This is a genomic window from Bacillus sp. FSL R9-9530 (genome assembly GCF_038008145.1).
GTDB classification, from domain to species: Bacteria; Bacillota; Bacilli; order Bacillales; family Bacillaceae_G; genus Bacillus_A; species Bacillus_A mycoides.
This window is the reverse complement of the sequence record NZ_JBBOYO010000001.1, coordinates 880,747-906,053: the sequence shown is the minus strand read 5'-3', so window position 1 is coordinate 906,053 and position 25,307 is coordinate 880,747. Positions and strand designations below refer to the sequence as shown.

Annotated in this window: 23 protein-coding genes; 5 read left to right on the top strand and 18 right to left on the bottom strand. The window is 34.7% G+C overall.

The window, feature by feature from the left end; all coding sequences use genetic code 11:
- Nucleotides 1–20 precede the first annotated feature (20 nt).
- From MKX66_RS04350 to MKX66_RS04335, 4 genes are all read right to left on the bottom strand, one after another.
- Nucleotides 21–371 (bottom strand): DoxX family protein, encoded by a 351-nt coding sequence (locus tag MKX66_RS04350; RefSeq protein WP_341087602.1) that lies wholly within the window; start codon nucleotides 369–371, stop codon nucleotides 21–23.
- 257 nt (nucleotides 372–628) lie between these two features.
- Entirely contained in the window at nucleotides 629–1,048 is a 420-nt protein-coding gene (locus MKX66_RS04345) for a MarR family winged helix-turn-helix transcriptional regulator (protein ID WP_063217987.1), read from the bottom strand.
- Between the two features lie 485 nt (nucleotides 1,049–1,533).
- The gene (gene cypD / locus MKX66_RS04340) at nucleotides 1,534–4,731 is read right to left on the bottom strand and encodes a bifunctional P-450/NADPH--P450 reductase (RefSeq protein WP_002190106.1); all 3,198 of its coding nucleotides are present in this window, start codon (nucleotides 4,729–4,731) and stop codon (nucleotides 1,534–1,536) included.
- Between the two features lie 505 nt (nucleotides 4,732–5,236).
- Nucleotides 5,237–6,715: an MDR family MFS transporter gene (locus MKX66_RS04335; protein ID WP_002033130.1), complete on the bottom strand. Its 1,479-nt coding sequence runs from the start codon at nucleotides 6,713–6,715 to the stop codon at nucleotides 5,237–5,239.
- A gap of 455 nt (nucleotides 6,716–7,170) precedes the next feature.
- Between MKX66_RS04335 and MKX66_RS04330 the strand changes: the two genes are divergently transcribed.
- Nucleotides 7,171–7,740 (top strand): hypothetical protein, encoded by a 570-nt coding sequence (locus MKX66_RS04330; RefSeq protein WP_002190107.1) that lies wholly within the window; start codon nucleotides 7,171–7,173, stop codon nucleotides 7,738–7,740.
- A gap of 203 nt (nucleotides 7,741–7,943) precedes the next feature.
- Here the strand turns inward: MKX66_RS04330 and MKX66_RS04325 are convergent, their stop codons facing one another.
- The 4 genes from MKX66_RS04325 to MKX66_RS04310 all read right to left on the bottom strand — a co-directional run bounded on the left by MKX66_RS04325 (nucleotide 7,944) and on the right by MKX66_RS04310 (nucleotide 10,175).
- The gene (locus MKX66_RS04325) at nucleotides 7,944–8,342 is read right to left on the bottom strand and encodes a DUF1259 domain-containing protein (protein ID WP_002033128.1); all 399 of its coding nucleotides are present in this window, start codon (nucleotides 8,340–8,342) and stop codon (nucleotides 7,944–7,946) included.
- Nucleotides 8,343–8,662: 320 nt separating this feature from the next.
- Nucleotides 8,663–8,824 (bottom strand): hypothetical protein, encoded by a 162-nt coding sequence (locus tag MKX66_RS04320; protein ID WP_002190108.1) that lies wholly within the window; start codon nucleotides 8,822–8,824, stop codon nucleotides 8,663–8,665.
- A gap of 536 nt (nucleotides 8,825–9,360) precedes the next feature.
- The gene (locus tag MKX66_RS04315) at nucleotides 9,361–9,684 is read right to left on the bottom strand and encodes a PepSY domain-containing protein (RefSeq protein ID WP_002137174.1); all 324 of its coding nucleotides are present in this window, start codon (nucleotides 9,682–9,684) and stop codon (nucleotides 9,361–9,363) included.
- A gap of 20 nt (nucleotides 9,685–9,704) precedes the next feature.
- Nucleotides 9,705–10,175, bottom strand: a complete 471-nt coding sequence (locus MKX66_RS04310; protein ID WP_002190111.1) for a hypothetical protein — start codon at nucleotides 10,173–10,175, stop codon at nucleotides 9,705–9,707.
- A 176-nt stretch (nucleotides 10,176–10,351) separates the two neighbouring features.
- On the opposite strand from MKX66_RS04310, the gene MKX66_RS04305 reads away from it, so the two are divergent.
- Complete coding sequence (locus MKX66_RS04305) at nucleotides 10,352–11,026, top strand: response regulator transcription factor (protein ID WP_341085609.1); 675 nt, start codon at nucleotides 10,352–10,354, stop codon at nucleotides 11,024–11,026.
- Entirely contained in the window at nucleotides 11,023–12,396 is a 1,374-nt protein-coding gene (locus tag MKX66_RS04300) for a sensor histidine kinase (RefSeq protein WP_326996240.1), read from the top strand. Before MKX66_RS04305 ends, MKX66_RS04300 begins: the two co-directional genes overlap by 4 nt.
- A 260-nt stretch (nucleotides 12,397–12,656) precedes the next feature.
- Here the strand turns inward: MKX66_RS04300 and MKX66_RS04295 are convergent, their stop codons facing one another.
- The 3 genes from MKX66_RS04295 to MKX66_RS04285 form a co-directional block, all read right to left on the bottom strand.
- Nucleotides 12,657–12,872 carry a hypothetical protein gene (locus MKX66_RS04295; RefSeq protein ID WP_002017170.1) on the bottom strand — a complete coding sequence of 72 codons (216 nt, stop codon included), beginning with the start codon at nucleotides 12,870–12,872 and terminating at the stop codon, nucleotides 12,657–12,659.
- Between the two features lie 350 nt (nucleotides 12,873–13,222).
- Nucleotides 13,223–14,668, bottom strand: coding sequence for a L,D-transpeptidase family protein (locus MKX66_RS04290; RefSeq protein ID WP_341085607.1), 1,446 nt, complete (start codon nucleotides 14,666–14,668; stop codon nucleotides 13,223–13,225).
- A gap of 214 nt (nucleotides 14,669–14,882) precedes the next feature.
- Nucleotides 14,883–15,305, bottom strand: coding sequence for a hypothetical protein (locus MKX66_RS04285; protein WP_341085606.1), 423 nt, complete (start codon nucleotides 15,303–15,305; stop codon nucleotides 14,883–14,885).
- A 76-nt stretch (nucleotides 15,306–15,381) separates the two neighbouring features.
- Between MKX66_RS04285 and MKX66_RS04280 the strand changes: the two genes are divergently transcribed.
- Entirely contained in the window at nucleotides 15,382–15,672 is a 291-nt protein-coding gene (locus MKX66_RS04280; RefSeq protein WP_341085604.1) for a hypothetical protein, read from the top strand.
- A gap of 291 nt (nucleotides 15,673–15,963) precedes the next feature.
- Here the strand turns inward: MKX66_RS04280 and MKX66_RS04275 are convergent, their stop codons facing one another.
- From MKX66_RS04275 to MKX66_RS04250, 6 genes are all read right to left on the bottom strand, one after another.
- Nucleotides 15,964–16,593, bottom strand: a complete 630-nt coding sequence (locus tag MKX66_RS04275; RefSeq protein WP_341085603.1) for a class I SAM-dependent methyltransferase — start codon at nucleotides 16,591–16,593, stop codon at nucleotides 15,964–15,966.
- 129 nt (nucleotides 16,594–16,722) lie between these two features.
- Complete coding sequence (locus MKX66_RS04270) at nucleotides 16,723–17,718, bottom strand: D-cysteine desulfhydrase (RefSeq protein WP_341085602.1); 996 nt, start codon at nucleotides 17,716–17,718, stop codon at nucleotides 16,723–16,725.
- The gene (locus MKX66_RS04265) at nucleotides 17,718–17,951 is read right to left on the bottom strand and encodes a hypothetical protein (RefSeq protein ID WP_341085601.1); all 234 of its coding nucleotides are present in this window, start codon (nucleotides 17,949–17,951) and stop codon (nucleotides 17,718–17,720) included. Before MKX66_RS04265 ends, MKX66_RS04270 begins: the two co-directional genes overlap by 1 nt.
- 78 nt (nucleotides 17,952–18,029) lie before the next feature.
- Nucleotides 18,030–19,262 carry a DUF4073 domain-containing protein gene (locus tag MKX66_RS04260; protein ID WP_341085600.1) on the bottom strand — a complete coding sequence of 411 codons (1,233 nt, stop codon included), beginning with the start codon at nucleotides 19,260–19,262 and terminating at the stop codon, nucleotides 18,030–18,032.
- 197 nt (nucleotides 19,263–19,459) lie between these two features.
- Complete coding sequence (locus tag MKX66_RS04255; protein WP_341085599.1) at nucleotides 19,460–21,001, bottom strand: serine hydrolase domain-containing protein; 1,542 nt, start codon at nucleotides 20,999–21,001, stop codon at nucleotides 19,460–19,462.
- Between the two features lie 387 nt (nucleotides 21,002–21,388).
- Entirely contained in the window at nucleotides 21,389–22,501 is a 1,113-nt protein-coding gene (locus MKX66_RS04250; RefSeq protein ID WP_215589895.1) for an aminopeptidase, read from the bottom strand.
- A 290-nt stretch (nucleotides 22,502–22,791) separates the two neighbouring features.
- Here MKX66_RS04250 and MKX66_RS04245 point away from each other — a divergent pair, with 290 nt between their 5' ends.
- The gene (locus MKX66_RS04245) at nucleotides 22,792–23,535 is read left to right on the top strand and encodes a class I SAM-dependent methyltransferase (protein ID WP_215589896.1); all 744 of its coding nucleotides are present in this window, start codon (nucleotides 22,792–22,794) and stop codon (nucleotides 23,533–23,535) included.
- Nucleotides 23,536–23,845: 310 nt separating this feature from the next.
- On the opposite strand, the gene MKX66_RS04240 is transcribed toward MKX66_RS04245, so the two are convergent.
- A complete protein-coding gene (locus MKX66_RS04240) occupies nucleotides 23,846–25,264 on the bottom strand; it encodes an IS4 family transposase (protein WP_215589897.1) in 1,419 nt (472 codons plus the stop codon).
- Nucleotides 25,265–25,307: the final 43 nt, after the last annotated feature.

Sequence of the window (25,307 nt, the reverse complement as noted above, 5' to 3'; positions counted from 1 at the left end):
TTAACGGCTTAAGATTATGTTTAAAAAATATGATACAAACTTACCCCTACACTAAGAACAAACAAAACAAGCGCAGGTATCGCTTTCTTAAAGGGATCTTTCGCTAATACGATAAGAGTTAATGCAGCTGCAAGCATCGTACCGCCTAACAAAAATCCTGCCAATAAAGCTACTGTCGGGAACCAGATTCCTATCAACATTCCAATTGCTCCTACAATCTCAAAAGCCCCAGTTAAGAAATTAAAAAACGAAGGTAAACCAAATCGTTTGAACTCATCTGCCATTTTCCCAGATATAATTTTCGTACCTGTCATTATAAAGAATAGAAACAAAATAACTTTTACAATATTAATTAATATTAAAATAGTAATCACATCTTTCTTATTTATTTGATAAAAACTCAGTATTGCTCAGATAGTAGCTACTATCCTTTCCAATATTAAAGAGATGCAAAGTACATGCTATAGCATGTATAATACAGAAATTTGACTGCAACAAAGTGATCCTGAATCAAACATCATACAAAATAAAGCTATCTCCCCATTCCTTCAAACAAATTACATGCTATAGCATATATAAGACGGAGTTTGTTCCTTATAAATAGTATAGCATCAATAAGGAACACATATTAATAACGTGTATCATACAATTTGTTTAATAATGATTGTAATAATTTGATCTCTTCTTCACTCAAATTACTCGTAACGAAATGGTGAGCGTCTTTCACTACAGGCAAGATTGTGTTTTTTAACTCGTCACCTTTTTCAGTTAAAAAAAGGTTGTGTGAACGCCTATCTTGGTCATTCAAAGCCTTCTTTACAATCCCTTTTCTCTCCATTGACTGTATCATTCTTACGACAGTAGTTTGATCTTTATCAATAGCTTCTGCTAACTCTTTTTGAGTAGTGCCCCTTTGGCTACAAAGAACACTAATAATCCCCCACTGCTCTGGTGTAACTCCAAAAGGCTTTAATTTCTTAGTAAAATAATTAGTCATTTTCACATCAGTACGATGAACTAGATAGCCTATTAAATCATGTAAGTTCATATATCACCTCGATAAATTAAAATATAAAAGGGTATAGCATATCAATCAATTATTCACAGTGCATTTGCTTGTTTTACTTACTATATGCTATAGCATATATATTAATGTAGGTCATTTTAATTGTCAAATGAATTACCTATTGTTTTTCTACGGCAAAATTCATTCAAGCGGTTATAGAGGGTATACCTATCCCCCATCGATTTGACACTGTGCTAGAAACTGTTAAGCCAGTGCGCAAAAGTTTAAATTTCAAATCACGTCAAGAAATTGGTTAACACCATACCCATCAAACTAAGATTATGTAACTTTGGTTTCATATAAGATTTTTTCTTTTTCTACAGTATCAATCCAGCTTATTAAAAATAAGAAAACCCCATATTCAATAAAAAATACAGGGTTTTTATAAATCAGTTTATTTTGTTTAAAGTTATACTTAGTCGAAAGAAGTTCGTGAATTAAATATTACTTATCTAACTAAGAAGAATTTAGATTCCAGCCCAAACATCTTTTCCATATCGCCCTTCGTCTTGCACACGTTCCAACCAATTCCTTGCTTCTTGTTCACTGACTTCATGAATTTCTTGATAGGCTTGACAAAGGGTGTCTTCTACGTCAGGAGCCATTTTACTTCCATCACCACATATATAAAGATGCGCCCCATTATCTAATAACGAAATTAAATTGATTCTATCTTGTTTTATTAAATGCTGTACATATGTTTTAGGATATCCTTCTAGGCGGGAAAAAGCTATGTGTAAAGAGATTAATCCATCTCTTTCATCATTTTCTAGTTCTGTACGATAGAGATAATCCTTTTCAGGATGACGACAACCAAAATATAGATGTGCTTGTCCTAAGTTAATACCTTTTTGCTTTTGAACACGACGCGCTTGCAAGAATCCACGGAATGGTGCAACTCCAGTACCTGGTCCAACCATGATAATTGGTGTTTCTGGATTTTCAGGTAATTGAAAGTTTGATTGTGGCGTTCGAATGAAACATATAATCTCATCTTTATTATGACGCTGAGCTAAATAATTAGAAGCGACTCCTTCATATGTCCCTTCCCCACTCCATGCAGGTGCATTAACAACACCAACTGTAATGCTCAGACGATCCTGTGCAACGAGTGGAGAGCTTGAAATAGAATAGTAACGCGGTTTGAGCGCAGGAAGAAGTTCTAAAAAGCGTTCAAATCGGATTTCACAAGCCTCATACTTTTCAAGAAGGTCCAACATTGACATACGTTTCTTTAATATTTGTTCATGATAAACTCCCTCTTCCAATAATAATTCCAATTCCTTTTTATGAGGAGGGCATGCTGTAAATGTCACCATTTCTCGTATTTGTGCTCGAGTGGCTGCTTCTTGAACTTCTACACTATAACTAAGAAGGTCAAATAAACTAACAGGACTGTCTAAAGGTATGTGATTTACACTTCGTCCACTTGCACTCAATATGACTTGATCCTTCCCATTTAATCCAAAGCGTTTTAAAATTCGGTTGACATTTTTCTCACTATTAATTGGCAGCACCCCAAGGTGGTCACCTTCTTGATACGTAGCGCCTTCTGGCAAGGATATCTCAATATGTCGCGTGCTTCTTTCACTGCTAGATGATTGAAGTTCACGATTTTCTAGTATAGATGCATAAACTGCTTCATATGTTCGCGCAAGAGGAGATCCTCCAAGACGACTAACAAATTGTAAACTTAATGTACTGCGTTCTTTCTCAATGTTTTTGTTAAGTTCCAATCCAAATGCCTTCATCGCATCAGACCACATACTTTGTTTCCATTGCTCGAGCTGTTCCTCGAAATCACCACTTGCATCCGCTTCTCCACGTGTAGAAAATCTTGTTGCTCCTTTTTGAGCCATTTGCTCATCAATGTATCTTGGAATTCGCTGATAAGTACTAGCCCAATTATGATCTCCACAACCAAAAACTGCGTATTGAACACCTTTTAGCTCATCCGATTTTAATTCCTCCAACCATTGCACAAACTGCCCTGCATTACTTGGTGGTTTTCCATTATAAGAAGAAGTTACAATAAGAACCGCCCCTTCTTTTGGCAGACTTCCAATTCGATCGTTAAGTGCTACCACTTCCGTTTGAACACCTTCTAAACTAGCTGTATCTGCTAGTTCTCTTGCAATACCTTCTGCTACCCCTGTATCCGATCCATACAGAACAAGAAGCGAAAGATTATCGGCTCCAATAATAGAAGGAGTCTTCTGAACTTGCTGTTCGATTTCATCGTTTTTCAGTTTCTCCTCTATAGGCGCAAGAACAGTAGTATGGCTAATAGTTTGATTTCGGGGTAGAATCCTAATTTTAAAATCACCAGGCTTTAGCGTTAATGTTTGTTTTACGTCCAGCTGATAGTCTTGATAATCGATGAATTCAAAATGTTGAAGAAGCATCCCCATTACGAGTGTGGCTTCATGAAGTGCAAACTGCATACCGATACATGCTCGTTGACCATTTCCAAATGGCTTATAAGCATGATGGGGAATCTTATCCAGCTCTTCAAATCGTTCAGGTTGGAATTCTTCCACATTGTCTCCCCACGCGTCTTTATCCCTATGTAGCTGTGGAATAAGAACAGAAATACGATCTTCTCCTTTCTTAATTGGATATTTCCCACCAATCACTGTATCTTCTTTTGCATAGAGACTGAATGCTGGAGCAGTAGGCCATAGACGTAGCGATTCATTTAAAATCATCCGGATATACTTTAATTTCATAACTTGTTGGTATGTTGGAGTGGGATCTGTTAAAACCCGATCTACTTCTTCATAGGCTTTTTTCAATTTATCTGGATTCTTTAATAAAAAATAGATTGCAAAAGATAATAATCCACTTGTTGTTTCATGCCCAGCTATTAAAAAAGTGATAATTTGAAAACGAATATTTTCATCATCTAATTTTTCACCAGTTTCCGGATCCTGCACATTTAACATACGGGAAAGTAAATCATTTTCTTCCTGATTTCCACTACTTTTACGTTCAGCAATAATATTATCTACTAAAGAAAACATAGATTGAATATCATGCTGAAATTGACGTTTCGTTCTCCACATGAGTTTGTCTTCTATATCCAGCCGCTGTAATTGGTGCATCGCCTCATCTAGAGCACGGCTCATGCTAGTAATAAAAGGATGAGGGGTCTCACGATAATAGCTATTAAATCGATAATTAAAACCACATAGACCAATTGTATCCAATGTAAGGCGAGTCATATCCTCTGGAACATCTACGTTTTCATTCGGATTAAGCCGTGCCCATTTTTGAACGAGTTGTACAGCAATATCAACCATCATAGCATGATAATCTTTCATTGCTCGTTGGCTGAATGTAGGCATCAAAATATTATGAGCTTTTTTCCAGTTAGGCTCGTGAGTCTCGCTTGTAAATAATCCGTCTCCAGCAAAGGCGCGAACTTTCGCTAAAGCACCCTCTATACTTTTATCAAATCTTGTTTCGTCACAAACTTCTGCTACCAGTTCATGTCCAGAAACGACAATGATGGTATCACTTAAAGTTTGAATTCGAAAAATGGGACCATACTCTTCCGCTATCTTGATAAAGGATAGGGTCGGTTTATCTTTATCGATTAATGGGAGATTCCCCAGCAATCCATATGTTTTCGGTTGAGGAATGGCAGATACTTTTTTATCCATTAAAAACACCCTTTCAAAAAAGCATGAAATAAAATATCCCATTCAATAAAAAGAAGATAGCAATGAATCACCTGGGATAAAGATATGTAATTGATTACCTTATTTTATCTTTTCCCTAACTATTCACGATTATGATATTGCTTATAAGGTTGGTAATCTAAGTTGTTTGTTGATATTAGATTTATAACTTGCAGAGAAAATACTAAATTAAAATGAAGCGTATTATTATAATGTTTATCAGAAATTGAGAGCTAAAGATTGTAGTATTGGGAAAACCAGTAGTTCCTAATGTCAATTCAAACAAATACGATAAGCAAGTATACTGTGTTACTAATGAAAAAGGATCTGATATGAATATCAGATCCTTTTTACTATATATAATTATTTCACTGGTTCTTTTCCAAATTTAAATACCAGCGCCTTAGCAGCAGAAATTTGCATCTCTTCATAGTCTAACTAAACAGCAAAAACTTATAGGAATCATGATCTTAAGTTTTATTTTACTCTACCGATTTAACCTCTCGACAGCTTCCGCACTTGTATCTACACGTTTAACGAAAAAAACTAATAGTAGTGCAACAACATTCATGCCAAGCGCTACATAGAATGAATATTGAATTCCGGATAATAAAGCCTTCTGAGTTAACATTGCCTTCGTAGCCTCTGTGAAGGTTGTAGGATCTACATCAACCATTAGACTTTCAGCTTTTGTTTTTGTTACAGAATTCATAATCGTAACAAGAATAGCAGTACCAATCGAACCGGACACTTGTTGAGCTGTATTATTAACAGCTGTACCGTGCGGATTTAAGCGCGTTGGCAATTGATTAAGACCATTTGTCATAAGTGGCATCATCACCATCGCCATCCCAAACATCCGCAGTGTGTAAATAAGAATAATATGCGTGTGACTAGAGTCGAGTTGCAGGTTTGCTAGCATATAAGTTGAAACGGCTGTAATAGAAAGTCCTACTATACCAAGAATACGAGGGCCATATTTATCAAATAGTTTACCTGTAATTGGTGACATAATCCCCATTATTACCGCACCTGGAAGCATCATCAGCCCAGAGCTCAGCGGCGAAATACCGCGGACGTTTTGTACATAAGCTGGTGTTAAAATCATACCCGAAAACATGGCCACTGCGTTAACAATCGCAATTACAGACGCAAGTGCAAACATTGGGTACTTGTAAACACGTAAATCCAATAACGGTTCATTCATTTTTAATTGGCGGACAATGAAAGTAACTAGGGCAATAGCGCCTATGGTTAAGGTTGTTAAAACAACTTTATTCGTCCAACCGTCGGAGCTTGCAGAACTGAATCCATATAACAAACCGCCAAAACCGATAGAAGATAATAGTAATGAGAGATAATCAAGTTTTGCATTTTTGTTTTGTCTCATGACATTCTCCGATTTCCAAATCCCTAACAGTAAGCTAATGATTGCTAACGGTAAAATCATTTCAAAAAGCAAACGCCAGTCATAATACTCTACAATATAACCCGATAGTGTCGGTCCAATTGCTGGAGCTGTAATCATAACTAATCCAAAAATCCCCATTGCTGTTCCCCTTTTTTCTCTTGGAAAGCTTACTAGCATAATATTCATTAACAAAGGCCCCATGACTGAAGAACCTGCTGCTTGAACCATCCGGCCAGTAAGTAATAAACTAAAGTTCGGTGCTAAAGCCGCTAAGGCCGTACCAAAAATAAAAATCACCATAGATGTAATAAATAAGCTCCTATTGGAGAAGCGGGTTATTAAAAATGCTGATGCCGGAATTAATATACCACTTACAAGCATATACCCTGTAGAAAGCCACTGGATCGTCGAATAATCTTTAATGTCTAAATCCTTCATTATTGATGGCAAAGCTACATTTAAAAGCGAGTTATTTAGAAATGAAACAAATGCCCCAATAAAAAGGATTACAAGCATTAAATATGGTGGTTTTCTTTTATGTAATGTTTCACTCATATATTCATTTGCCCCTTCATTATAAATTCCATTGATTCATTTAAATCTTTTGCATATCTGCACAAGAATACATTGTCCTTGCAGTATTTTGCCAAACTCTTCGAATGGATATTCTCTTTTTAGCAATTCTACTTGCTCAACATAACATTTTAAATTTTTTTTGTTGATTAAACCTTTATAAACACGTTTGTTAACCGAAATTAAATTAGGCTGAAATAAACAAAAGGAGCAACTGAAAATACCCTTCTAAAAGCCCCCCATCTAACTTTTTTGCTTTCGCTGAATTTTGAGGGGACGGTGTCTTACTGTCCACAAATAGCGGAATAAATCAACAAGACCACACACCCATTCCTTTAAATACGGGCTTGTAAATCTAGTTATGTAACCATCCATAAAAAGGAATATTACATAGGCTAAGTCTAACATTACATTTTTAAAGTGAGGGGAATAAGCTTATGCACCAATATTGGTATTTGAATTCAAATGGAAACGGGGAGCAATATAATAACCAAATTTCAATGTCATCATTACATTCACAACCTCAAATAACTAAAGCTCAGGGAATGGATGGTCTGAAGGTTCCTGAGAATTTGAGTTGTCGAGTCTATCCATTTGGTTGGGATTCACCAGCCAATTATACGGGTTTCACTCCCGAGCCCCCTCCCTTCCCTTTAGGTCAGCCAATCCATTATGCAGGGATGATGCCCCAAGGACATCCTGCTAATTGGGCTCCATTACCAGGCCATGCAGGTTTTAATTTTCAAAAACCTCCCATCCCCTGGCCCCAACCATTCAATCATACAGGGATGTTCGCACAAGGTCATATTGCCGCTTTACTATCACCGCCAGCCAAAGCTTTTCATTTTAATACCAATAATAACTGGGGTGTTTTTGGAAATTCTCCAGGATGGGGGAATAACGGGCAGCCAGGAATGCTTGGAAACTTACTGACAGCAGGAAAAGGAACCATGAATGGAATCGGAATGCTTAGTAGTCTAATCGGTATGGGAAAATTCTTCTTTTAGTTAATTAGAACGGGAGGATAGGTCCATAGCTCAAACATGCCCCCTCAATGTATTTATTGTATGGTTCCAGTACTCCCTCCAAGTTCGTTTGCTAGTCAAGCGAACTTAATTAATAAAATACAAGGGAAAACTTTCATCTTATGTATAAAAGGATCTTTCAATTAAAGATCCTTTTATATTGCTCATTTAACTAAATAAATTGGTTAATTGCATAACGCTCTTCTAACTTTCCTTGCGAAACTTAGCGGATCATCAACGTCTTCGATATTAACGTAAATTAAATTCGGCTCATCACATAACCACTCATTGTGTATAGACGAAACGATTATTCCTTGTTTAATAATTGTAGCAACAAATTCAGTAACTTCTTTTTGTAAGAGCGCTATCCGACCTAGACATAATGCCTGTCCAGTTTTATTATCTCTTGATTCGAATGAGAAGGAAGTTGTTACTCTAAAACGTTTTCCTAAGATAGTTGCTTGTATTTCATCCCGATTTATTGTTGCCACGCATTTTCCACCGGCGAATCCTTCTTGGCCACCGATAATTCTTGCAAACTGTTGACAAATTAATTCATCATTAATCGCCATGCCTTTAATCATCCCCCTTTTACTGTTAGGTTATGAATGAATACATCGGTCTGAAACGGTAATGAATCTATTCTATTACAAAAAAGATGATAGCAATCTAACGAAATCTATTAGCTTGATTACTTGAATTAACTCGGCTATTATATGTTAAAACATTTTTAAAGAGCATAAAAAAGACACCCTAAGGTGCCAGCCTCCAACTTGAGAATCGTATCTATGTATGGAGAAATTTAGAAAAGACAAATACTAAAGATAAGGTTCTAGCTATAATTTATAGAGCTCTTATGCCATTAATTAATTACATTGTTCATCATAAGAAGAATCCCGTTATATTACTTTCTGACCAGTCTCGTTAAAGCCATCCCAATAAATCCAGCGCCCATTCCTATTAGCCATCCAGCATGAGTATCGCCTAATATAGATCCCACTCCTCCGCCAAGAAACATGCAGCCAACAAATACTAATCCTCCAATTCCCCAATTCGTCCGTTCCATAATTCAATCACACCCTTTCAATAAAACATATGCTTTTAGCTATCTAAACTTTCTTGCATAGGATGGTTAATTTTTTTGCTTAGGTTTAGCACTTCAGGGATATCTGCTTTCAAATTGGATGCTTAGTACTCTATTTTATAATCTAAAACATTGTTTATGGTGTTAACACCACATGTCTATAAATCTAATAGAAAAGGTTTCCTCAAAACGAAAAATTAGAGGCTTTTATAGCAATGAAGTTCATTTTTCTTTATTTAGCTAGCCGGTAGTTTAGTTTAATAAGTCCAAATGATAAGATAGATGCTTTTTTAAAAGATAAAAATGGTGGCGGAGAATTTAAAACCGTTATCAATTATGGCGAATATGAGACTTTTAGATATATTTATTAACTCAATTGTTCTTAAACTAACGGAGTGCTAATGTTAAATAAGTAGCATTTTTTACTTCCGCTAACGAGAATTATTTAAATAAGCTGTCCATATGGGCAGCTTATTGGATTTTTTCAAATACGCGATATTTTATTTGTCGATAATTTTTTAATCTTCATTATTGATTTCTATTGTACCTGTTCTAGCACTAACCTTTAAAATATTTAATAGATTATCAGGTGTCTTGATTTCCACTTCATATTCAAATTTAGATTGTGCTAAGTTGTCATCTTCTAATTCGAATTCTTTTTTCACATTAATAATTTCTCCATTTGTATGAGCTAAAGAAATTTCACGAACTTGTTTCTCTGTATAGTTTTCATTCTTTTTCGCATAATTGTAGCCCATACCATAATATCCACCAACAATAGCAATACCACTTACTAAAATAGCAATTACACTTATAATTATTTTCTTTTTATGTTTTAACATTTCCATCCACTCCTTAATAATTAATCATTTATTCCAAATCTTGCTTCAAGTACATTTTCTGCTTGCTCTAATTGATCTTCAAGTATATCTTGTTCTCTTTCTTGTATTTGATATTGTTCAACAGTTATCGTTCCAGCGTGAAAATCTGCTTCTAGCTGATCATCAGATAGATCTATCTTGTCATCTAATTGGTCAATTTCTTTTTTTGCTGCTAAGTACGTATTTAAGTTATCTTCTTTTGCTCCAACTGGTTTCGTATTATTTGCCTTTTCTACAATCGATGTGACTTCGTTTTTGAAATCTTGTGTTTGCTTAGTATCATTCATAGCAGGCCCTGTTTTGTGTGGTTCTTGTTGTAGTTGCGTACCTTCTTTTTGTGATGTATCTTTTTCTACTTTCAGTTGTTGTATTTCTGTATCGTTATCAGCTTGAGTAGAACAAGCTGTTAAGAATAAACAAGACATTGCTCCAATCATCATCCATTTTCCCATTATGTTCTCCTCCCTTTACATGTGCACCTTATCCATGTCCTTATATTACTGAACAAACATTAAAGGAAGATTAATGCGCAAAAAAATAAAATGATATAATTAAATAGTTTCTAATCTTTCTTTAATGTTTCGGAATTATAGTGATACATATAAATAAGAAGAAAAGGAGAATGTTAATGCGAGTTCTTATTGTCGAAGATGAAAAAGACTTACAAAATATATTGGTAAAACGATTAAATGCAGAATATTATAGTGTCGATGGATGTGGGAATGGAGAAGATGCTTTGGATTATATAAGCATGGCTACCTACGATTTGATTGTGCTTGACATTATGATTCCCGGAATAGATGGTTTACAAGTATTACAAAGATTACGTGCGGACAATAATACAACTCCTGTCTTGCTTCTTACAGCTAAAGATACAATTGATGATCGCGTAACAGGACTCGACTTAGGTGCGGACGATTATTTAGTAAAGCCCTTTGCTTTTGATGAGCTGTTAGCAAGAATTCGAGTGTTGATGCGAAGAAAAACAGGAAATATATCTAATGTGTTTGAAATCGCTGACCTAGTGGTGGATTGCAATATGCATAAAGTAACAAGAGGAGATCAAGTTATCAATCTTTCCAGTAAAGAATTTGCTATTTTAGAATATATGATTCGTAATAAAGAAGTTGTGTTGACACGAGATAAAATTGAGCAACATGTGTGGAATTACGACTATGAAGGTGGCTCGAATATAATTGATGTTTACGTCCGCTATCTTCGCAAAAAAATTGATAGCCAGTTTGAAACGAAGTTAATTCATACAGTACGAGGAACTGGTTACGTATTGCGAGTAGAATCATGAAAAGACTATCAATAAAAATGAGAGTGACCCTATGGTATACGGGGCTAGTTGTAATTATTATGGCACTCGTGTTAGCTTTTATTTTAACTTCTTCAGATAAAGTTTTGCTTTTTAATATGAAAAATCAATTGAAGAGCACAGTAAAAGAAAGTGTTGAAGATATCGAATATAAGCATGGGCAGTTAAAGATTGACGATGAATTTGAAGCCTTAGAAGATGGAGTAAATATCATCATTTATAGTAAACAAGGTGAGCTGCTGGCAGGACATAATCCAACAACCTTTAATAAAAAGGTATCGCTTAAATTCGATGAAATACAAACCATTAAAGACAGTAATAAGGAATGGATAGTATATGATTTTCTCCATAATGTAGGCGGCGATGAGCAAGTCTGGGTTCGTGGCATAATGACCATGAATCAATTATCATCGACCATGAATACGCTTATTGTGGTAACACTCATCTCATTTCCATTACTTATTCTCATTGCAGCAGCGGGAGGATATTTTATTACGCAAAGAGCGTTTCGACCTGTGCAACAAATGAGTGATTCAGCCAGTGAAATTGGTGATGGTAAAGACCTTTCGAAGAGAATTAATTTACAAGGTTCATCGAAAGACGAAATGTATCATTTAGCACAAACCTTTGACAAAATGTTTGAGCGATTGGAGACATCATTCGAAAGTGAAAAACAATTTACATCTGACGCATCTCATGAATTAAGAACACCAACATCTGTTATTATTTCGCAATGCGAATACGCTTTATCGCAGAGGAATAATCCGAAAGAAATGGAAGAATCGTTAGAAGTAATTTTAAGGCAATCGCGTAAAATGTCCGCGTTAATCTCACAACTCTTATTATTAGCACGAGTTGACCAAGAAAAGCATAATACTTTTCAATTTGAATGTATCAATATGAGTGAATTAACGGAAATCGTTGTAGAAGAGCTTTCATTAATGGTTCAAGAAGCTTCGATTAATATAACAACAAATATAGAGGAAGACCTGTTTATTAAAGCAGATCAAACATTGATGATGCGTTTATTAATGAATTTACTAACGAATGCGATTGCTTATAGCAAAGCGAACGGCACTGTGAATATGCAACTGTTCCGGGATAAAACCAACATAATAGGTAAAGTCTCCGATAATGGCATAGGCATCAGCGAGCAACATATTGTGAAAATATGGGACCGCTTCTATCGAGTTGACGCAGCACGAACATCTTCAAACAATGGAAACACAGGTTTAGGATTGTCGATGGTAAAATGGATTATAGAACTACACGGAGGAGAAATTACCGTTGAAAGTGAATTAGGAGAAGGCAGTACTTTTACATTTAAACTACCAATTGAAAACCGAGCATAATGTATGCTCGGTTTTAGCTTTAGAATACAGATTGATTAAAAAGCTCTCTTCAGTCCTTGTTTAATAATTGTAGCAACAAATTCAGTGACTTCCTTTAATCAACATAGATCATGCACTATGAAATAAAGTGAAACTTTAATCAGCTCCCAACAAACTTCTGTACCCACCTAAATTTTGAGCTGGGAGTTTTACTTTCCACAAATAGTAAGAAGCTAAATATATAGTAAAACCCCAGAAATCCAAAGGTCTCTGGGGCTCCATTATATATTTAGCTCTTTTTGCTTTTTATTTTGTTTATGTCTATGCAGCAATTTTCGACTTATGAGAGAAATCAGTAATAAGATCAGTATTAGTACGAAAAGTTGCATAAATGATAAATCAAAATATTTAGCACCTGTAACTATTAAAAGTGTAGAAATCGTACCTTTTACAATGAAAAAAATAATAATCCATAATCCGCCTTTTTTCCAGTTCATTTTTATTTTACCCTTTCCTACGCTTAAATTCTTAAATGGGACACCTTAATAGAAATCTATTATATTAATAAAAAAGTAAACTTTTTCACAAAAATCATGTCCAATTACATGCGACGATTTCATAATAAATGAAAATGATATTCAGTGTCAATTTTATTGACTATTTGAATATCTATTTATCATCTCAATCTCTTTCTACTTCGTTTCTTATAGGCAATGAACTCTTGTTTTCAAACAAAAAACACCTCCATTGAATTTGCACACTAAATATGCGAATTCAAGAGGTGTTTTTTCATGTACCATCAGATAAGATTTCCTGCTTTATTTATTTCTTGATACGTAGCTATTTTCTAGTACACAATAACTGGATCATTAGTGTTCAAACTATCATATACAGTTTTTGCAACATTAGGAAGAAGGTTTACACACCCGCCTGATCCCCCTGTTAAATAAGCATTATTTGCCCAGTCTTTTCGCCAGCCTGCATCATGGAATCCTTGGCCGCTATTTGTGAATGGAACCCAGTAATCTACCTTAACTGCATAATCAGCTTTACCTACTGCGCTGCCTTTCAGCGTGTATGGTGTTCGTTTATATAGAACGTACCACACACCTGGTGATGTATCTTCACTCGTGCTATGTTTACCAGTTACTACATTTGTTGTGACGACTAATTTCCCATCTTTATAAATCCAAATTTGTTGATCTGCAATTGATACTTCCGCATACGTGTCTCCGATGCCATTATTCGATGTTGTTTCATAACCGATACCTTCCTTCTCCCAACCATTTCCATGGATATTAGAAGCAGATAGCGATTTTTCACCCTTTTCAAAAGCTTGTTGAACTTGTTTTGTTTCTTTTTCAACATCTAGTGCCCAGCCGTAGCCTTGTCCTTTTACTGATATGACCGAACCGGAATGGGTTTTAAAGCTGAAATTTTTATTTAATGTTGATTTAGCATTATTAATTTCAGCAATCTTATTCTTAATGTCGCTCGCATCGATTGTAACTTTCATATCCTTTGACATAGAGGCATTCTGAATTAAATCTTTCGCTTTTAAAGGATACACTTCATTCTGCACTTTATACTCAACAGACTGCCCAAGAAGATTCTGTAGTGCTTTCTCCTCTTTTTTGACAATCGGATCGTCTTCTTTAATAGGCTTTATGTATGTAGACTTCAGATGAATTTCACTTTTATACTTCTGCATGTCGTAATCTTTCAGTAGACTAGTAACGTCATACTGTTTTCCATCAACGCTCTTCGAAATAACAACTTTTCCTTGTTCAAGCTTCGCCATAGCATCTTGAGGCGCTTTTAATTTTTCATTCATAGAGATGAGCTTTTCTTCTACAAGTTTTTTCATCGTTTCACTACGATACTGATCCGCCTTTTCCGGTAGCACTGAATATTTTTTTTCCTTTGAGGAAGGGAAAAATGTCCACTGGCTTTTTAATAGTTTCTTAACTTGAGGAAAATCTTTTTCCGTAAGTTCCGTTTTTGTATCTTTTTCATCTAAAATTTGTTGTTGATCAACATAGACTTTGTTTTCTAGTCCAGATGTTTTTAATTTCTGTATTGCCTGATCAGCGTTCAGACCACCGACTTTTGTGTCATTAATCGTAACATTTGAATTGAAGTGAGTTGCCTGATAATAACTCATTCCTCCAATGAGAAGTACAATTACACCAACACCCGCTGCAATAAGCTTCCAATTTGTAAAACGTTTGCTTGATCTTACTCGTTTTCTCTCAACTTCTTCAACTGATTCATTTATTGGATTATTGTTCATCAATCTTTCCCCCGTATACATTAACGTCAATCGATTTTAAACTAAAACCATTGACTAGTGTACCTTATTTTTCCTAAAATTTCATTATTTTTAAAAAGATTTTATCGCATTTAATTAATCAACTTTAGTTTTTTAATAGAACAACACATTGAATAGTCCCTTACAAGTAATAAATCATTACAATAAACACCAAAAAGTTAAGTACCATATACTTTTATTCAACTAACTTTTCTCCCGTAACAATCTCAAACAAAGTGGCTGCATTTTTCCCTTCTAATTGAGCATACCGATTATCCCCCGCCATTACTTCTACTTTATCTTTATTAGGACTAATCCAAATTTGATATGACACAGCTTTCGCCTCTATTTTCGGATTTTCAAATTGAAAAACAAAGTGATAATCAGCTGAACGAGACATTTCCACTTTTTTATTTTCAAAATGAATATCATTTAATATTTTCTTTACTTGCAACACTTGATTATTGTCTGTCACTATCTTAAAATCTTCATATTTATCATCACCAACATGTTTTTGCACTTCGATTCTTTGATCTTCATTTCCTAGTATATTTGAACAGCCGGTTACTATGAATATACACATAAAAACAATAACTAAAGTTAAATTTCTAATTCGCATATTAGTCCCCCTCTTTTTAATAAAAGGTACCTTTTAATTTTACATATAAACACTAATAAGGAAGGAGTGCCATTCCATGCAACTGAAAACATACACTTGGAAAAGTTATACGTTTCTCATTGTAAGTATATTCGTTACTATTAATCTATTTCTCTTCTCACCTATTTTAGACAGAGTTGGAGTAGAATATGTGGTTCCTTTCGCGTACTTCATATTAACTTCCGCTGTTATAGCAATTATATTAGCAGTTATCTCATTTTGTAGTCGCACCGAAAAGAAAATTTTATCTATTATCGGTTTAACCTTTACGTTATTTAATACAGCAATTATTTTATCTTTCCTTTGGTTCGGTTATCATTTCACTTAAAATACAAATATAATCCGTAACCTAAAAAAATTATTAATATTATAGAAATACTGAGTATTGTGTATATGACCCCTCTTAATGTTGTACTCATATAATCACCCCTCTCACGCTTCAATAATTCCATTATATAACAAATAATTCATTGGAAGTTTAAAACATGTTTTAAACTAAATTAAGCGAAGTAAGGGATGCCATTTGACTTCCCTTACTTCGCCTTTAAAGAATAATTAGTGAGTAGCTTACACATCAAGCTTATTAAATAACCTTTCACTATTTTTTACACAATTGTAATTATAGTGTTTTTTGACATTTGATCATTATAAATTTAAATGGAGGTTTACTTGCCATATTTTTATGTGGCTCCACAATTTCCGTAGTTTCTATCAGTCCATATTTTCCAAAGTCTTGTTGTACCGAGTCAACATCATAAAAATACATTTTTACCCCTTCCATTATTTCAAAGTAGTCTTTACCCAGTTGTTTCCCCTTCCCAAACATTGGGGCATCTTTAGAAATAGTAGTAAAAATCATATATCCGTTTGGTTTTAACTGACTATAACAATCTTTAATAAACTTCTCTCTCTCATCCTTATTCAACAAATGAATAAGTGCATAAGAAAATATGCCATCATACAGTTTGTTATCAAAAGGCATATCCGTAACTGAACCATGGAATAAATTAGCATTAATTTCATTTTCCCTCGCCAATTCGATCGCTGTTTTTGAAATTTCAATACCTGTTACTTGTATTTCGTTATCAATAAAAACCTTTGCATTTCTTCCATATCCAATACCAGGAATCAATATATCCTTCACTTTCTTTTCAAGGAAAAAATCCTTCGTCAAAATTGCGGAATCTGCAGCTTCAAATCCCCACATCATTTGATTTTCTATAAAACTTGCTTCCCAAAATTCTGTCATACATCAATCTCCTTTATATATCGTTGTTTACCGTTGAATGTTGAAAAATCATCGCATATTCACGAAATTGTATCAAATTTCAACATTAATTCAAAACAAAAAGCATTGGATACCCAATGCTTTTTACACTTACGCAAATAGAGACGTATTCGCATATAAAGCTGGTGAACCACCTGAATGTACGAATAAAATGTTGTCTTCTTTATTAAATTTGCCTTTTCTAATTAAATCAATTAATCCTGCTACTGCTTTACCTGTATAAACTGGGTCAAGTAAAATACCTTCTGTTTTCGCAAGTAACTGTACTGCTTCAACCATTTCTGGTGTTGGTAAAGCGTATCCTGGTCCTACATATTCATCAAAGCATGTAACTGCCTCGCGTGGAATAGAGTTTGGGATACCAACGTGAGCTGAAGTTTCATCTACAAGTTTTGCTACTTTCTCTTCTTGCTCCGCTTTTCCTCTACTTACGTTAATTCCGATTACAGGAATTTTACTTTGTGTTCCGGAAAAACCAGTAATTAAACCAGCATGCATACCAGCGCTACCACTTACACAAACAACTGAACTGAAATCAATTCCTTGCTCGAATGATTGCGCCATAATTTCTTGCGCACAAGCAATGTATCCCATTGCACCAGTAGGATTTGATCCACCAACTGGTATTACATATGGTGTATTACCTTTTTCACTAACTTCTTTCGCTACTTTATGCATCTCTTCCATAAGATCTGCTCCGTTTGGCACAACAATTACGTTTTCAGCACCTAATAAATGATATAAGAAATAGTTTCCGTTAAAGTCTGGCTTTTCTTCTGGCTCAAGCCCTTCTTCTAGCACAAGAATACATTTCATTTTTTCTTTTACCGCAGCTGCAAGTGTTAGACGGCAATGGTTTGACTGAATACCACCAGCTGTAATTAACGTATCTGCACCCTTTGCCTGTGCATCCGCAACTAGAAACTCTAACTTTCTCGTCTTATTACCGCCAGCTGTTAAACCAAGTAAATCATCTCGTTTAAAATAAATAGTTGGCCCACCAAGTGCTTCAGAAAAATTGTTTAATTTTTCAATTGGTGTATATGATTCTGTATATTTTTTTCTCGGAAATTTAGCTAAATTCATCAATAACGCTCCTTTTGTACTTCTTTCACAATGTATGTAACGATACTATTATTACATGTAAAAATGATGAAGTCACCTTTCTGGTGGAAAAATGTATTGGAATTCGGTTTTTGTGAATGGAATTGTATTAATAATTTTAACTCCAATACGGTACGTGAAATTACATTAATAACTTTCACTTTATTTCGGTACATGAAGTTTATATGAACGATTTTTTCAAATATATCGTTCATAACTTGAAATATATCGACTTACCGACAAAAAAAGACAACACAAAAGAGCCCACTCATTAAAAAGTAGGCCCTTACTAATCACTTATTTGCCGAAAATCGAAGAAGCTGTGTTAATCCTGGCTCTAAATTCATTTCGCCTTTATGACGTACGTGTACAATTTTGTCCCCATCAAATTTTGGAGGATTCGCTTTATTGTACGTGTACCACTCATTCGTTCCTTCTACATTGTACTCCATATACTCTGTTGCACCAACGATTACGTTTTTACTATCATCAGCCGTTACATCTGGTGCCATTTGTGCAATTTTTGCATCACTAATTAATAAGTTCTTTATACCTTTATCACGTTTATAATCGTAAGCCGTTACGACAACATCGTTACCATATGCTTTCACTTGCAACCCTTGTTTAAAAGAAGATCCATCCGGAGCATGAATCTCGCCGCCATTTGGACCAGCTGACCTCCATCCTGTTTCAATGCCGCCCGTATTTACAACTGTAAATCCTTTTTCATCTCCGCCTGCAATTTTCTTTTTACCAGCCCAGTCTGGTAAATTTAAATCCCAGTGCGTATGGCTCGTGAAAAAGACAACTTGCGGGTAATCTTTTAATATATCGTACAATTTATCCACGTTTAAATAATCTTGTAAATACGGATTTTGTCTTGATCCAGATACTGTATCAGGTAAAACGTGATGAGAGAAAATGAAAATCGGCTTATTTTTATCTTTTTGACTATACTCTTCTAAATTTTGTTTTAACCATCCTAATTGCTCATCACTCATATATACTTCATCCCACATTTTTGAATCGTGGTATTTCATATATTTTTCAGTTCCTAAAAATAAAAGCGGATAACCATCTAATTCTTTTTTATGATATACCTTATCTTGTCCGCTAAATTTTAAATATCGATTAAACAATGTCTCTTCCGTTACACCATTTGGCCATGTATTTTGAGAGAGTTTCCCATCAGCTGTCCATTTACCAGCGTAAAATTCATGATTCCCAACAGTTGACCATACATTTTCCGGATGCTTATTTTTGTTTAGCACGCGCTTTACATCATCATATTGTGACTGCTGTCCAGTTGGTGTTATATCCCCATTCATAATAAGCGCTCTAGAAAGTGGTGTCACTTTGTTCATATCTTTTAATACGTGATCAAAATCCCCTAAATCCCCTTGAATATCACTAATAACATTAAAAGTTGTAGCTGATTTTCGGACTTGCTCTTTTCCTTCCGCATGCACTGAAAACGTCGGCAATAGTGCCGCCATAACTGCTAACGAAGCAACTGTCTTTTTCACTCAAACTCTCCCCCTAATAACAGAATGTAGAAACTGACATGTTCTGCTTTCTCTTAGATGCTTGTCCAATTCATATTATAGGGAGCGATTGTAAAGGTAGATTGGGTAAAAAATTAAGTGTTTTTTAAGAGATTTTGTCTTTTCATTGCACTCCACAATTCGAGATTCACGCCAATCTAGCTTTCTAGCCTTTAACATTACATAAATGTAAATTTTGATGTTAAATCTTTTAGTTTCATACGTTGTTTTTTATTACTTCTAATTTTCGGGAAAAAGCCACTAATTAATAATGTTATAACCCACGCCATTATTAGAATAAAATTTATTGTATTACCAGAATTCAAACTGAAAATCCTCCACAAATAGGCAGCTCCAAATACAAGCATAGCAGTAATACTAAGTAAAAATACCCTAACTACTAATCTTATGTAAGGTTTCTTCTCTTGCTTAAAAATGAAAGTTCTTCTACTTTTGTACAATCTAATCACAAATAGCAGTAAATATACACTAAGTGTGGCTCCAATAACAATTGATGTAATGGAATTACTTTTTCTCTGCTCAGCTAGAGAGAAGTAACTTTCAGGTAATTTTCCAGTTTCATATTCCATCCAGGCGTGGTAAATATCCTGTCGTAAGTCTATACCACCTTCACCATTTGTAAGGATTACCAATCCATCCTTTGTATTAGGAATGAAACCATAAAAAGAATGCCAGCCTCGATTGTCACCAGAATGATAAATTAATTTCCATTGATTAGATAGTTTTTTTTCAAATATACCTAAACCATTCTCCCCTAATACTGGCTTTTGCATTTCCTCAACACGTCCACTTTTGATGACACCATTCCCTTTATTATTTGTATCCATACTTGCAAGTATCAATGTCATCATATCCGTAACATTTGTCTTGAGACCTGCAGCAGCCTGTTCGGTAAATTGGTAACTAGGGAGCTCCTCTCCAAAATATCCATAAGCTTTCGAAAGGTTATGATTTTCAGGGCGTTGTAAGAATGAACTAGATTTCATTCCTAAAGGTTTCATAATTTGTTCTTCCATATAACGATCAAAAGGTATTCCGGTAACCTCTTCAATTACAAGTTGTAAAATTGTATATCCGCCACCAGAGTAAATTGTTTCTGAACCTGGTTTATTGGTAACCTCTACTTGTTCATTAAGCCAACCTTTTCCAGACAGAGACTCCGCAATAGAATTAAGATTTTTCCCTGGTGCAACCCCAAGGTATCCTTTATGTGCAGACAGTCCTGCTGTATGGCTTAACAATCTTCTTATTGTGACTTCATTATTATTAAACTCTGAATTAGGTAATTTCCATTTAGTCAAATATTTTCCAACGGGATCATCTAGTGATAAACGCCCTTCATCTACAAGATGCAAGATTCCCCACGCTGTAAGATTTTTAGATATGGAACCAGCTTGAAACAATGTATCATCACTCACCGCTTTTTTTGTCTTTTTATCTACATAACCGTAGTTTAGTGTATAAGCAATGCGCCCCTCATGTACAATCCCTATTGCAACCCCTGGTACCTCATAATTCCCCTGCCATTTTGGTACCTGTTCATCCAGCTTTTTTTTGAAATCCTCTATACTCCTATCAGTCAACGTGCCCGATTCTGCCCTCGCCACATTTGTAAACCATGCTTCATTCGTAATAAATATGCAAATAATTAAACATAAAATACTTTTGCATATTATCGATGCTTTTTGTCTACTCTTCATTTGCCTCACCCTTTTTTCAGAATATTCTACCCATCAATTAGAGTATCCCATTCTAATATCCCGTTCTATCGATTTTCATTACTTAACCTTACAAAATTGTAATAAAAATCAAAGTGCTACATACTTAAGAGGTTTACTGTTTTTTATCCGAGGACAATGAAATTCATCAACAAGATAGACATGAGGTTATATTTATGGTTTCAGTTAATGCCCCTAAAATACTAGTTTGGTTAATCAATTGGATATATTCCACACTACAAATATTTATTTTATAAAAAGAAGAACCCCACACATTTTGATTAAAATGTGCGGGGTTCTTTTGGCTTCCTTAAGTTTTTATGAAAAAGATTGATTATTTTATGTAGCCTACTTAAATAAACGTAGTTTTTATCTTTTCAAATTTTCTTCATTTAATCCGAACAACTCTTGTAAAATAAAACGTCCATCTTTTCTTATCAGTACATCATCAAACCAAATTTCACCACCACCATACTCTGGCCTTTGAATGTTTACTAAATCCCAGTGTATCGCTGATTTATTCCCGTTGTCTGCACCTTGTAGCGAATCTCCAATTGCTATATGATAACTACCATTTATTTTTTCATCAAATAACGTATTATTCATCGGGTGTAGTATATAAGGATTAAACGCTAGTGCAAATTCTCCAATATATCTTGCTCCCTCATCCGTATTAAGAATTTGATTTATTCGCTCTGTATCGTTTGCATATGCATCTATTATTTTACCCTGTTTCATATGTAACTTTATATTTTGAAACGCATAACCTTGTTGAACGGAGACTATGTTAAATGTTATTACTCCATTTACTGAATCTTTGGCAGGTGCTGTATACACTTCACCATCAGGTATATTATCCGTTCCATCTCCTTTTAAAACGCCAATTTCTTCAATTGAAAACTTCAAATCCGTACCTTCTCCAATAATCCTAACTTGCTTTGTCTTTTCCATTAATTCTTTTAACGGATTCATTGCTTTCGACATTTTATTGTAATCTAACGTACATACATCATAATAAAATTTTTCATAAGCCTTAGTACTCATATTCGCTTCTTGCGCAGACGCCGCATTCGGGATTCTTGTTGTCACCCATCTTGTTTTATACACTGCTTCACTATGAGCTTTTCCAAATATCTTTTGATATAATTTCATTTTTTCTGATGGTACATCTGCTAATTCATATGCATTTCTAGGAATACGGAGATTAATATATACTTGCATCTTACTTAAGCGATAACACTCCCAATCTGCGAATAACTTAAATTGTTCTTCAGACCCTGACAAAATCAATTGCCTCGTAACAGAAACATCGCGCATTGATACATGCGCATATCCCCCTGCTTTTTCCACAGACTTAATAATTTCACGAACTACTGCGGGATCTATTTCAGTAACACTTTGAATTAACACATGATCACCAGGCTGCACTTTAGTCGAATGATTGACTAGTACATCCGCTAATTTCGATAGTTCTCGCTTCATTACGCTCTCGTCCCTTCACTATCGTTTCAATAGCTTAATAAAAAATAAAAGGCTCTTTTCGTAAAGATTGTTGCTTATAATTAAAATAAAGGTTAATTTTCTTAATACGGTATAGTATTTACAGCAGATTATTCAGCAAACGGGCAGGATTGTGAAAGTATTGAGTTCGAGATATCTCCCTAAAAACCATTACTATAATAAAAGGATGACAAAATTTTTATGGTTAATATGATAATTTGGAAACAGAAGTCAGCTTAATCTATGAAAACCTTATCTGAGGAGTGATGTAAGTGAAACAAAATATTTACGATAATCCGAATTTCTTCAAAAACTACACAGCATTGCGTGAAAGTGGAATAAACGCTAATGACTTCATAGAACAGCCAGCAATCAAATCATTAATTCTGTGTTTGAAAGGAAAATCGGTATTAGACTTGGGTTGCGGTGATGGTCATTTTTCAAAGTATTGTATAGAAAATGGTGCAAAAAACGTAATAGGTGTAGACATATCCAAAAATATGATTGAACGTGCTAAAAAGTTAAACCAGGATGATAACATAGAATTTATGTGTCTTCCTATGGAGGATATGGGACTAACCAATCAAAAGTTCGACCTGATTATAAGTTCCCTCTCTATACATTACATTGAAGATTACTCGGCAATGATTCAAAAGATTAATAAACTATTAAAAAGCAGTGGTGAATTTATCTTTTCAACCGAACATCCAATAGCAACAGCTCGCAAAGGAAGCAACCATTGGATAAAAACTGAGGATGGTAATAAATCACACTGGGCATTAGATAATTATCAAGAAGAAGGAATCAGAGTACACAACTGGTTTGTTGACGATAGTGTGGTTATTTATCATAGAACTGTTGCCACATTAATAAATACTTTGATTGAACACGGGCTTTCGCTGGATAAAATAATCGAACCACAATCAACTTTGGCAGGGATAGAGAAAATGCCAGATTTAATAAACGAATCGCGAAGTCCGTCTTTTATTATAATCAAGTCAAAAAAAACAAAATAATATTTAAAAATATCTACCGCAATCTGGGGGCTTTTATTGAATTACGAAAACAGCCGTTTCACTAAGGAATGGCTGTTTTTTATACTTCACGCAGAAAATTCATAGTGATTTGATTACTGTAAGGATTAAAATAAAGGAAAATTATAGAAAGGATAAAAATGCTTATAGCCGCTGCTACCCCATCGCCATCAAGCTAAGGTTAGGTATTCCATGAGCTTCCGTTCTTGTTGCCTACATGCTTGCTATTTTGTTTATTTGTTTTTAAAAATACGCATTCCAAATAAACCTTGATAAGGTGTATTTTTAAAGGTTATGCAGTTTTCTGCTTTAGATTGGATACAGTGCACTGATAAACAACGCCTAAAATATCAAAGACTGTCTTTTTCTCATATCGATGGGATTTTCGTCCGTTTTTCTGTAAGAGATCAAACAGACGAAGGAAAATTTTTGATACTTCTTGGGTGTCTTTTTGTATAGCTTCATATACTAAGTACAGATGATCTTGAATCATATAAATTGCTTTATATTCACTTAATTCTTTTTGTTTTTTCTGTAGTAACAGCTGTCGCATTTTGAACATAGTGGAAGAACAAAGAAAAATAGCGATTAACTGTCCATAAAGATGACATTCTAGACGCTCTCGCTTAATATTGTGACATTGATTGATACCAAAAAGAGATTTCCATGTTTTAAATACAATCTCTATTTGCCAACGTAGTGAGTAGATATAATGAATCTGTTCCATCGGAACAATTTCCCATGGTATGTTGGTAATATAAATATTGATTTCTGTTAAACGTTTACTTTTTTCAGAGTATGTAACTCCTTTTTTCTTTTCAACATAAGATTGCTGTTTCCTACGCTTTTGAATTTGAGTTGATGTAAGTCTGTATATTACAACTCGTGAGGGTAATTTTTGTTGTCCAATATAGGCATTCCGAATTTCATAAGTGTCCCCTGGTTTTATCTGATGCATGATATCTTCAAGGTTAAGTAAAACATATAAAGATTGCTTTTTTACTGTCCCATCCCGAAAGAATTCTGGAGATTCATTTTTTACATATACTCTATTATTTAATTTCAACCGTGAAACATAGAATACCCCTCGTTGATCCATCTGGTCTAAATCTTTTAGAGAAAAGTATCCTAAATCTCCTGATCGTAAGGTATCCAAACACTCTGTTCCAAAGGTTTTATCATTATTTTTACCTGGTTCCATTTGAAAATTGAGGAATTTCCCACTATGTAAATCATACTCTAGTTGAATCTTAATACCGGCTGTTTGTGCACACCCTCCTGAACCAGGATAAATAGGAGCTAAATGATTGGGTACTTGAAAAATAGTAGCATCTAAAATACGTATACGTTGAAAATAAGAGGTGTATTGGTTTGAGATTCGAGACGAATCGTTTAGTTTGCTTTTGATTAAAAGGGAAAATACACGCTGTAGAAATAAAACAGCGTATCGGTTAAAACGTTGATTAAGTCCTTCTGTACTCATGAGTGTAGCTGTATTCGCATAAAGTTGACTACATAATCGAGTGAGGGAATCGCTTGCTACATGTTGGCTGATCCAAATACATAAAGCAGCCAAATCTTGTGAGCCATATTTACTTTTACGTTTTACAAAACCTGTCTCTTGTGCAAGTTGTTGAAGAATATGTGGAGATAGATATCGCTGTAGTTCTTCAGCGAACAAATGAAATTCATCTTGAATCGAAAAATTCATAAAAAACGCCATCCTTTCCCATGATTCTACTGAAAGAATAGCG

Coding starts and splice junctions, on each gene's coding strand:
- MKX66_RS04295 (WP_002017170.1), bottom strand. CDS start 12,872: ATGAACTGGAAAAAAGGCGGATTATGGATTATTATTTTTTTCATTGTA.
- MKX66_RS04275 (WP_341085603.1), bottom strand. CDS start 16,593: ATGACAGAATTTTGGGAAGCAAGTTTTATAGAAAATCAAATGATGTGG.
- cypD (WP_002190106.1), bottom strand. CDS start 4,731: ATGGATAAAAAAGTATCTGCCATTCCTCAACCGAAAACATATGGATTG.
- MKX66_RS04290 (WP_341085607.1), bottom strand. CDS start 14,668: ATGAACAATAATCCAATAAATGAATCAGTTGAAGAAGTTGAGAGAAAA.
- MKX66_RS04250 (WP_215589895.1), bottom strand. CDS start 22,501: ATGAAGCGAGAACTATCGAAATTAGCGGATGTACTAGTCAATCATTCG.
- MKX66_RS04240 (WP_215589897.1), bottom strand. CDS start 25,264: ATGAATTTTTCGATTCAAGATGAATTTCATTTGTTCGCTGAAGAACTA.
- MKX66_RS04305 (WP_341085609.1), top strand. CDS start 10,352: ATGCGAGTTCTTATTGTCGAAGATGAAAAAGACTTACAAAATATATTG.
- MKX66_RS04300 (WP_326996240.1), top strand. CDS start 11,023: ATGAAAAGACTATCAATAAAAATGAGAGTGACCCTATGGTATACGGGG.
- MKX66_RS04320 (WP_002190108.1), bottom strand. CDS start 8,824: ATGGAACGGACGAATTGGGGAATTGGAGGATTAGTATTTGTTGGCTGC.
- MKX66_RS04280 (WP_341085604.1), top strand. CDS start 15,382: ATGCAACTGAAAACATACACTTGGAAAAGTTATACGTTTCTCATTGTA.
- MKX66_RS04310 (WP_002190111.1), bottom strand. CDS start 10,175: ATGGGAAAATGGATGATGATTGGAGCAATGTCTTGTTTATTCTTAACA.
- MKX66_RS04330 (WP_002190107.1), top strand. CDS start 7,171: ATGCACCAATATTGGTATTTGAATTCAAATGGAAACGGGGAGCAATAT.
- MKX66_RS04315 (WP_002137174.1), bottom strand. CDS start 9,684: ATGTTAAAACATAAAAAGAAAATAATTATAAGTGTAATTGCTATTTTA.
- MKX66_RS04285 (WP_341085606.1), bottom strand. CDS start 15,305: ATGCGAATTAGAAATTTAACTTTAGTTATTGTTTTTATGTGTATATTC.
- MKX66_RS04265 (WP_341085601.1), bottom strand. CDS start 17,951: ATGAACGATATATTTGAAAAAATCGTTCATATAAACTTCATGTACCGA.
- MKX66_RS04325 (WP_002033128.1), bottom strand. CDS start 8,342: ATGATTAAAGGCATGGCGATTAATGATGAATTAATTTGTCAACAGTTT.
- MKX66_RS04335 (WP_002033130.1), bottom strand. CDS start 6,715: ATGAGTGAAACATTACATAAAAGAAAACCACCATATTTAATGCTTGTA.
- MKX66_RS04345 (WP_063217987.1), bottom strand. CDS start 1,048: ATGAACTTACATGATTTAATAGGCTATCTAGTTCATCGTACTGATGTG.
- MKX66_RS04270 (WP_341085602.1), bottom strand. CDS start 17,718: ATGAATTTAGCTAAATTTCCGAGAAAAAAATATACAGAATCATATACA.
- MKX66_RS04255 (WP_341085599.1), bottom strand. CDS start 21,001: ATGAAGAGTAGACAAAAAGCATCGATAATATGCAAAAGTATTTTATGT.